General features: G+C 43.6%; 8 protein-coding genes. 5 read left to right on the plus strand and 3 right to left on the minus strand.

Annotated features, from left to right (window positions below; translation table 11 throughout):
- Together AB4Z17_RS28870 and AB4Z17_RS28875 are read right to left on the minus strand one after the other, a co-directional pair.
- On the minus strand, positions 1-581 hold a 581-nt coding region (locus tag AB4Z17_RS28870; RefSeq protein ID WP_441963655.1), incomplete at its 3' end, for an ankyrin repeat domain-containing protein.
- Positions 582-610: 29 nt separating this feature from the next.
- Positions 611-2119, minus strand: a complete 1509-nt coding sequence (locus AB4Z17_RS28875) for an S-layer homology domain-containing protein (RefSeq protein ID WP_441963657.1) — start codon at positions 2117-2119, stop codon at positions 611-613.
- Between the two features lie 238 nt (positions 2120-2357).
- On the opposite strand from AB4Z17_RS28875, the gene AB4Z17_RS28880 reads away from it, so the two are divergent.
- The 5 genes from AB4Z17_RS28880 to AB4Z17_RS28900 all read left to right on the plus strand — a co-directional run bounded on the left by AB4Z17_RS28880 (position 2358) and on the right by AB4Z17_RS28900 (position 9156).
- Positions 2358-3314, plus strand: coding sequence for a nucleotidyltransferase domain-containing protein (locus tag AB4Z17_RS28880; protein ID WP_441963659.1), 957 nt, complete (start codon positions 2358-2360; stop codon positions 3312-3314).
- A gap of 7 nt (positions 3315-3321) precedes the next feature.
- Positions 3322-6228 carry an excinuclease ABC subunit UvrA gene (gene uvrA / locus AB4Z17_RS28885; protein ID WP_441963660.1) on the plus strand — a complete coding sequence of 969 codons (2907 nt, stop codon included), beginning with the start codon at positions 3322-3324 and terminating at the stop codon, positions 6226-6228.
- Between the two features lie 168 nt (positions 6229-6396).
- The gene (locus AB4Z17_RS28890; protein WP_441963662.1) at positions 6397-7563 is read left to right on the plus strand and encodes an MFS transporter; all 1167 of its coding nucleotides are present in this window, start codon (positions 6397-6399) and stop codon (positions 7561-7563) included.
- 185 nt (positions 7564-7748) lie between these two features.
- On the plus strand, positions 7749-8777 hold the full coding sequence (locus AB4Z17_RS28895; RefSeq protein WP_441963667.1) for an alpha/beta fold hydrolase: 1029 nt from the start codon (positions 7749-7751) through the stop codon (positions 8775-8777).
- Positions 8778-8841: 64 nt separating this feature from the next.
- Complete coding sequence (locus AB4Z17_RS28900; RefSeq protein WP_441963664.1) at positions 8842-9156, plus strand: hypothetical protein; 315 nt, start codon at positions 8842-8844, stop codon at positions 9154-9156.
- Positions 9157-9232: 76 nt separating this feature from the next.
- On the opposite strand, the gene AB4Z17_RS28905 is transcribed toward AB4Z17_RS28900, so the two are convergent.
- Positions 9233-9652, minus strand: a complete 420-nt coding sequence (locus AB4Z17_RS28905; protein WP_441963666.1) for a GNAT family N-acetyltransferase — start codon at positions 9650-9652, stop codon at positions 9233-9235.
- Positions 9653-9900 lie beyond the last annotated feature (248 nt).

Below are 9900 nucleotides of genomic sequence, written 5' to 3' on the forward strand. Positions count from 1 at the left end.
GCCTGATGGTCTGCTCCGCCATCCCCGAGAATAATAGCCTCAAGAAGTGCGGTCCATCCAAGCTGATTCACATGATCGATATTGACGTCGGATGTGGTTAGCAGCTCCCTTACAATCTCAACATGTCCACGATCAGCAGCTGGAATGAGTGCGGTACCGCCAAAGCGATTGGTGATGGTAGTATCTGCGCCGGCAGCTATCGATGCTTGAACGAAGTCCATCAGCCCCTCTGCGCCGGAATAAAGGAGCGGGTTGTCAGAGCGATTGTCTTGAATATTGATATTTGCTCCTTTTTCTACGAAGAGGTTAAACACATCGAGCTGGTTCGTATGCACGGCGATCATTGCAGAGGTTCTGCCTTGATCGTCGGTCGCGTTGATGTCGGCACCTTCGGCTAGCAGCTTAGTTATTGACGCTCGATCTCCTTGTTTTGCTGCTGCTAACAAAGCTTTATTCAACTTGTCCATTTCGTTGTTCACCGATTGGGCTGCATGCTGCTCATCATTTGTTAATTCCTGATCATTATTTTCCTGACAGCCCGAAATGACAAGAGCCAGCATGATTATAATTAATCGCAACATCACACACCCATCCTTTCTCAGAAATTAATTTATTTTAAGGACATTGTAACATCTTGGGCGGTTGCCCACGAGCCTATCGGTTTTACTGTGTACGTTGTTCCTGGCGTTAATTTCGTGTCTTTCGCCAAATCAAATACGCCAACTGCGCCTTTACGGCTGGAATATTTATAGGAAGCAACGATCTTCTCGCCAGTTGGCGCCGTTAACTCGGCACTGCGGCCAGAGAATAGTTCATCTCCAGGGTCTTGTGCTAGAGTCAAGAGAATCGAAGTTTCACTAGCAGCTTCAGCACCAGTTAACTGCAAGGTTGGCATTTCTTTTGCTACAAAGGAAGCGTTCGCGATAGCAGCCCAATCTGACGTTACCATATAAGTCACGCCCGGCTTCAATGCTTGCCCTTCGGGAAGGCGGAATTTAGGCTCCTGCTTGCCATCTGTTGATTGTGTGAATGGTACATATTTCGCAATAATCGGTTGACCGCCCTCAGGTGTAATCGTCACTTGGCGAGCTTGCATTGAAGAAATGATTTGGAATGTCTTTCCGCCTGCTTGGTTGTTCTCATCGAGGATGAATGCATTCGCACCTCGACCGCTGCTATAGGCTGAGATGATATAGCCATAGTCAGTTACTCCGTTTGCTTGCAGCGCTTCTACCTCAAACGTATCATTTGTTACTTGGCTTGCTGTTGTCATATTTACTTTCGTTGCATTTCCAGTAAAAGAAGCGGCATTTTGACCTTTATATACTAGATTATAGGTTGTGCCTGCTTGCTGAACGGAAGTAGGAACGATATAGGTTGCGATGGAACCCGTTTTTAGACGCGGCATATTGGTTAAAGTAAGACCATCGTTAAATACAAAATCTGTTTTTGCTTTCGTGAATTCTTCATCCGTTGTCGTAAGCGGTTTATCGAAAGTCACGATGAGGGTAATGGCATTTAGCGATTGGACGTTTGTAATCTTCGTTTGATCCGATGGAATAGCCTTGTGAGCGGTTTGCAACAAATAAGCAGCTTCGCCGCGGGTTAAGTTATTATTCGTAGAGCTGAACGGGCTGGCCCATGCATTCACGGACTTGAGATCACGCTTTAATGCTTTGGATACGGCTTGAATCAGCTCTTCATCTGAGACCACAGCTCGAGGCCCAAATTGACCGTTCTCAGCTTGCATGATGCCAAGCGCTACAACTGTTGCAGCATAATCTTCATACCAAGCATTCGGACTCACATCCGTTAAGGTTACTGCATTTGGAGCAGAGTCTTCGAGAAGGAAAGTTTTTACGATCATTTTGGCAAGTTCGGCACGATTAATTGGGTTTAGGGTACCCATGGATTGGTCGGGATAACCTTGCATAACACCAAGCTTTACGAGCTCATTAACAGCTGCTTCTGTATCTTTATTGGATAATGGTGAGGATGCAGAAACTTTTGTAAGGACTGCTGGTGCTGCGGATACGTTCATAACAGCATACGGAATGGTCGATGCTCCTAGTGCTGCTGCAACCAAAAGGGCTGCTGCTTTTTTCTTATAGTCTCTCATTAGTAAATCCTCCTCAGATCGTTTCGGTTGTTATTGCCTTTTTCTATAATAGAGGATAGAGTTAAACGCCCAAGAAACCAGTTATTAATAAATTATAAAATCCACATTAACATTTTCGAAATTATGTTCAGAGACTGAACAACAAATAAATGGAACAAACATATTACAATTGATAGATTCATCCTATTTCTGGTATATATTAATAGAAGATAGTCGAAAGCTCGGAAAGGGGAGGCTCATGGAATTGCAAAAAGTCGGCGAGGACAAAAGGAAGCTGCTTATAGAGTCACTGAGTCAATTTGTCGAAAAAATTAAGCAGGATGAGCAGATCATTGCAGCAGTGCTCTTCGGCAGCCTGTCCTATGATCAAGTATGGGAGAAATCAGACATTGACCTCAAGCTGATCGTTCACGACCAGAAGCTAAAGAACAGTTATGTTTGTTTTGTCGAAAATGATGTTCCGATTAACGCCAGCATTCAGACGCGCAATGAGTTTAAAAGGTGGATGGAACGTTCCGTCAGCGGCTCATTTCAGCAGTCAATGCTTGTACGCAGTACACTGCTGTTCACAAAGGATGAGTCGATAACGGAATATTTTGAACAAATTCGTTATGTTGGCGATCGCGACAGGCAGCTTCAGCTGCAGCGTCTTGGCTGTCATGTGCTCAGCCTGCTTTCCAAATCGGAGAAATGGCTGTATGTGAAGCAAGATGCAGCTTACAGCGCTTTCTGGTTGATCAAAATGGTTGATGTACTGGCGCAAATCGAAGTGCTGCTCCATGCGGAAGTTCCGATGCGGGAGGCGGTACAGCAGGCATTGGTACATCATCCGGATTTCTTTACCAAGGTCTACACGGAGCTAGTATGCGAACAGGTTACCGAACAGAAGGTTCGTGCAGCTATAGAGCTTGTTAACCATTATTTAGATGAAAGAGCGGAGCTTTTGTTTCAGCCAGTGCTCGCTTATTTGAAAGAAGAAGGCGACGTTCGCACCGTGACGGATATCGTCATGAAGTTCAGCACGGTTATTGATATGGATGCAGGCTCCATAGCAACAGCTTGCGATTGGCTGGCTGAGAAAGGGCTTCTAATGAAGCTGGAATCGGAGAGAAAAGCGACGCCTAAAAGCCGAATCATGCTGCTCGAGCCCGCTTATTTGTATGAGGAATTTGATGAGTCAATCTGGGGGATGTGATTAACCTATGAGACAGTTTATTGAAGTTAAGGGTGCAAGACAAAACAACTTAAAAAATATAGACGTGAATATTCCGCGGGACAAGCTGACGGTCATTACGGGTGTCAGCGGATCGGGGAAGTCGTCGCTGGCGTTTGAGGTGATCTATGGAGAAGGCCAACGCAGATTTTTGGAATCGCTTTCAACGTTTGCTAAGAGCCGGATGAACCAGCTTAAGAAAGCGGATGTTGATTTTGTATTTGGACTATCCCCTGTTATTGCTATCGAGCAAAAAAAAGGAATTGTTAATCCGCGTTCAACCGTTGGTACGATGACGGATATTTATGACTTTATGAGACTGCTCTTCGCATCGGTCGGAGAAGCCTGCTGCCCTTTCTGTGAGCATCCCGTACCGATTAGATCAGCAGGACAAATGATCGATCATATCCGTCAGCTGCGAGTGGGGACGGAACTTGAGGTGCTTGCTCCGGTTTATAAAATTTATGGTGAAAATTATGAAACAACCTTCGATGAAATTCGTTCCAAAGGGTTTCGAATGATTCGTATAGACGGGAAGAAGCATAGTCTCAGTGATACGATAGAGCTGGATGAAGAGGCAGATTACCGAATCGAAGTTGTTGTCGACAAGGTTATTGTCCAGCCGGATTCGTTTAAGGCGCTTGTGAAGACAATTGAGAACAGCTTAAAGCTGGTCGGAGAAGGTTTTATCCGATTCGATATCGCAAATACTCCAGATGAAACAAACCTCGACCGTGATCGGTTCTATCAGGGCTTTGCATGTCCAGAACATCAGCTTACGATGGGAGAGCTGCGCGCGAATTACTTTTCTTTTAACGATCCAAGCAGCGCTTGCCGCACTTGCGGCGGCATTGGAACATTTATGCGAGCCGAAGCTAGGTTCCTGATTAAAAGCACGGACAAAAGCATTAACAAAGGAGCAATTGATCCGAAGCTTCTTGGTCCGAGCACCGGCACTTGGCATTGGTCAAGCGTAAGGAGTCTTGCGAGCCATTACGGGTTCAGCTTGGATACACCTTACATGGATTTGCCGGAGGAGATCAAGAACATCTTGATGTACGGTACCAAAGGTGAGAAATTCCCTTTCCTCCCAGGAGAGGAAGCCTCGAAGTCACAATTCCGTCATGCTGGCAAGCTAATGAGCTTTGCTGGTTTAGTTCATATTATCAATTGGTGGTACAAGCTATACTTAAAACGCAAAACACAATCCACAGGTGAGGATGAGTTTTACAAGCGTGTGATGGTCGAGCATACTTGCCCCGACTGTGAAGGGAAGAAGCTGCGGCCGCAGCGATTCCGTGTGAAGGTAGGAGGCGCAGACATTCATGAGCTTAGCAACTATTCGCTTGTCGAATTGAATGAATTTCTGTCATCCGTAAAGTATGCGGAGCAGCAGGCTAATGTGGGTCAGCAGGTTGCTTCCGAAATCCAATCGCGATTAAACCTGCTGCTTGATATAGGGCTTGATTATTTAAGTCTTGGACGCCGCTCCGATACGATTTCTGGCGGTGAGGCACAGCGAATTCGTCTCTCTACGCAAATTAGTTCGGGACTAATGGGGATGCTTTACGTGCTGGACGAGCCGAGTATCGGCCTGCATGCGAGAGACTCCATTCGTATCATCGACACCTTGAGAAAGCTTCGTGATATCGGCAATACAATTATTGTTGTGGAGCATGATATGGATACGATCTGCAGTGCCGATCACATTATCGAAATCGGCCCAGGTCCAGGCTTGCATGGAGGAAATGTGGTGGCAGAGGGAACGGCTGAACAGCTTCGAGACAATCCAGACTCTATCACAGGTTCTTTTTTGGCGCGCAAACGAAATATTGAGGTGCCGGCAACACGCAGACAGCCTAGTGCGATGACCTTATCGCTGCGAGGAGCGAGGGCGAACAATTTGCGCAATGTTAATGTCGACATTCCGCTTGGCGTTATGGTTTGTATAACAGGCGTCTCTGGTTCAGGCAAAAGCACACTCATCCACGAAGTAATCGGCAAGCAGCTTCATGCCGTCATCCGTGATGCGCGAATTGTTCCTGGAGAGCATGATTCATTGTCGGGGCATGAGCATTTAACTGGTACGATCAACATTGATCAATCTCCGATCGGAAGAAGCACAAGATCCAATCCGGCAACTTACGTAGGTTTCTTTGATAAAATTCGTGATTTATATGCGAAGGCTGCTAGCGCAAGCGGACATACATTGACGAAAAATGATTTCAGCTTCAATCAGAAAAATGGGGGGAGATGCGAAAATTGCCAAGGTGAAGGAATGGTAACGACTCAGCTTCAGTTTATGCCGGATGTAGAATCCGTTTGTCCGGTATGCCAAGGAGCTAGGTTCAACGAGGAAGTTCTTGATGTTCGCATTCGTGAGAAGAACATTGCTCAGGTTTTGGAGATGAGCCTAGAGGAAGCGGCTTTGTTTTTCTCTGACCAACCATATATTTTGCATAAATTGAATGTTTTAAATGAGTTGGGTCTAGGATATTTACGACTCGGACAATCGTCAACGACGCTGTCTGGTGGAGAAGCTCAGCGGATAAAGCTCGCCACGGAGCTAAGTAAATTATCTAGGGGGTCCCATAATCTTTATATTCTCGATGAGCCGACAACGGGCTTGCATCTGCAGGATATTCAGAAGCTGATCGATTGTCTTCATCAGCTCGTAGACGCCGGCCATTCTGTCATCGTTATTGAACATCATTTGGATATGATTAAAGTAGCGGACTACATCATAGATATGGGACCAGAAGGTGGAAATAACGGTGGGATGGTCGTTGCATGCGGTACGCCTGAGGAGGTAGCACAGACACAAGGATCACTTACCGGTAAGTTTTTGCGTGAGATGCTTGTGGCTGGGGAACCGTTTAATCTAGAGCTTGCATGATCAATGATAGAAGTCGCGGTGAAAATGAATTCAATTGTATAAGTTGGTAATTAAAAACGGCAGAGATGCCGTTTTTTGATTTTGATCCACATATAAACGTTCATTTCATGGTAGAATAAAAGATTGAGATAGCTATTTTTATGAAACAAGTGGAGGAACTAAACTTTTATGAAGGCATCAAACTTATTACGAGGCTTTAATTTTTTGTATTTTGCACTGCTGGCTATGTTTATTTCATTCCTTCCTGTTTATTTAGATGTACAAGGACTAAGTCCTTCGCAAATTGGCTTCATTATTGGAACAGGCGGATTTGTTACGCTCATCGCTCAACCTTTATGGGGGATGATAAGCGATAGAACCAAATCCATTCGTAAAGTATTGTTGGTACTGTTATTTTTCTCAACCATCATTGGTTATTTGCTTTATGATTCCAGCAGTTACCCGCAGCTAATTCTGTACGCGATGCTGCTGTACTTCTTTCTCATGTCCATCGATCCATTAACGGAAAGCTTGAATTTTACAATTGCCGAATCTTCAGGAACCAGCTATGGCTCTATTCGTACTTATGGCGCATTGGGTTATGCCTTAGCAGCGCTGCTTACCGGTTATGTTATCTCTTATTTTGGTGAACATAGCTTGGCGCTGCTTTTTGGTGGAATCGGGTTAATCAGTTTTATAATAGGTTGGATCATGCCGGATGCGCCTGTGACAGGCAAGCCGGTTACCTTAAAGAGTCTCAAGCATTTTATTAGCAATAAAGAGACACTCATGTTTCTGCTCTTGGTGTTTATCTGTTCCGTCCCTGCACGGATGAATGATACCTTTCTTGGCGTTTACATTCGTGAGCTTGGCGGGAGTACCGAATTGGTTGGTCAAGCTTTCTTCTTGGCAGCAGGCAGTGAAATTATAGTATTCGCTCTGAGCTTTTGGTGGATGCGCAAAGGTAAAGAGCTGCTTATTATTTCGTTTTCAGCCGTGTTCTATTTCCTTCGGTTTTTCCTGTCAGCTTGGATTACCGATCCGCACATACTCGCGTATTTGCAAATTCTACAGCTGTTGACTTTCCCGGTGTTCTATTCAGCAGCTATTCAGTATCTTTATCGCATAGTTCCAACCGAATGGCGCGCCACTGGCCAAACGGTGCTTGCGCTGCTGTTTTTTGGTGTTTCAGGCATTTTAGCCTCCTATGTAGGTGGAGCCGTGTATGATAGCTTTGGAGGAAAAACGTTGTACTTGTCTATTTCAGCCATATCTTTTGTAGGCATGCTGTTTGGTCTCATTCTATATCGGGTTTATGGAAAAAGGCTCTCTGCATCAGATGAAGCTGCATCATAATATGGATCAGTTTTCTAATTCAATACATCTGTATCATCATAACTATGAGAAACGACAGCGATGTCGTTTTTTTCATTTCTCCATAATGTTTAGCGAGAAATCGTTAATTATGAAGTGAAAATGAAATCATTTATAATGAAAGGATAATAACGTTTTGAAGGAGCCGGCTCTTGAATAGGAAAATAATAAAAAAAGGGAAGGTCACTATTATGATCATCGTTCTAATTGTTCTGGTCGGATTGATATTCCCAACGTGGACACCTCGCATTAAAGGTGACAACAGCATTAGTACGTTAGAGCAAGTTGAAATCAATGGTACTGGGCATGAAGTGATGATTAGAGGAGTAGACAAACGCAATCCGATTGTCATTTTTGTGCATGGCGGCCCGGGTTGTTCTGAAATTCCGTATGTAAGGAAATATCAAGATCTGCTTGAAAAAAATTATACAATCGTGCATTATGACCAGCGCGGGAGCGGGAAATCTTATCATTTTTTTGAAGACTATTCTAATYTAACGACAGACGTGCTTGTGGATGATCTGCTTGCATTGACCGATTACGTTACCGCGAAATTTGGACAACAGAAAGTGCTGCTGATCGGTCATTCTTTTGGCACATACATTGGGATGAAAGCTGCGGCTAAGGCACCTGACAAGTTTGCGGCTTATATCGGAATTGGGCAAGTGGCTGATACGGTTACGAGCGAATTGGATAGTTTGCAATACGTTATAGAACAGGCAAAGCTGGCTGACAATACCAAGGAAGTGGAGAGATTAGAGTCTCTTCGAGAACCAATCGAAAAAGGGGAGGAAACGACGCCTAGATCGATCATTCGAAAATATGGCGGTGCAGCAAGGTTAATTGACGACAACATGGATTATTACAAAGGGTTTCTGTTTCAGCCTGAGTATAATTTGCTTGATGTTGTTCGCTATTTAAGAGGAATTTCTGTAACGCAAAAGATGCTGCTGGCTGAGGAAGCGAGCAATAATATTATTGATGTAGTGAAGACACTGGATATTCCTTGTTATTTTGTGATGGGGAAATATGATTATATGACATCGGTGAATGCTGCAAAACAATATTTTGACGTGCTGCATGCTCCTGTGAAAGAATTTGTTCTGTTTGAACAGTCGGCTCATTATCCGCAATTCGAGGAGAAAGCGTTATTCGCGGAGTGGCTCAATAAAACATGGAAGCAGCTTGCTCACTAGAAGACATGAATGTTTCAATTCTTCATTTATTAGGTAAGAAGGAAAGATGAGGGAGGAGCATCGTATGGCACTTTTATTGATTATGTTTATAGTTATTGCTTTCGTTTGTCTAATCAGTATTGCGCTGCTGTATATGGTGAAAGATCCCCCGAAAAATACGATTGTTTTTCTGTTTACAGCAGCGCTCGGTATTTTTATTAGTTTTTTAAATGTTACTTCTTTTCCAAGCAATCTGGTTATGCCTCGGATAATAGCCGTTTGCTTCGGTATGCTAGCCATTATTGGCGTGGTTCTAAAGTACAAGCACAGCAATACAGCAGCCAAGCTATTCATTACAGCTTCTGTAGTGCTAGGCATCGTCCAACTGTTTTTCTTATAAGCAGTATCGACAAGGTTTCCTCCATCCTTCGATGGAGGTTTTTTTATATGGCGCTCTAATTAGAAAAGCAAAGCGGTTAAAGGTCTTTTTTTAAATAATAGTGCGTATAACCGCCAGCATTTGGTATCGATCCAAACACCTCGAAGCCTTGCATCTTATAAAAATCAAGTGCTTGAAAGCTAAGTGTATCCAGTTTGATAAAATCGCAGTTTTTCGCTCTAGCTATTTGTTCTGCTTCGGCTAAAAGCTGTTTGCCATAACCTGATTTACGAATTTCGTCCGCAACAAATAAGTACTCGATCTGCATCCAGTTCCAGCATATTTCGCTAAGGAGCCCGCCGAAAATTTGACCATCAGCGTTTTTTAGAAACAAATTAACTTCCTGATACCGCCCTTTCAAGTTTTCAGGGAAATGCTTTAAATTAAAAGCAAACATATTGCTGCTAACATACGATTTATCATCGTTATTCCATTCATTTGATATATATAATTCCATGTTTCACACGCCTCTCTAATCCCTGCATTTACCTCATGCAAGCAAAAATGCCTATCTATTTTAATCTATCACATTTGCTCGAAGCAGAAGCAGTAAAAAATAGTTTATAAGCGTATTTTATTATATTTGAAATCATCTATTAAAGTTTGGTAATGTTGTAGAATGAAACCAGTTGAAATGGAGTGGAAATAAATGAATGGTCCGTTGATCGACGATTTGTTTCAAGCGATCCAGTCAGGGGATATTTC

The organism is Paenibacillus sp. TAF43_2 (assembly GCF_052113545.1).
Classification (GTDB): Bacteria; Bacillota; Bacilli; order Paenibacillales; family Paenibacillaceae; genus Pristimantibacillus.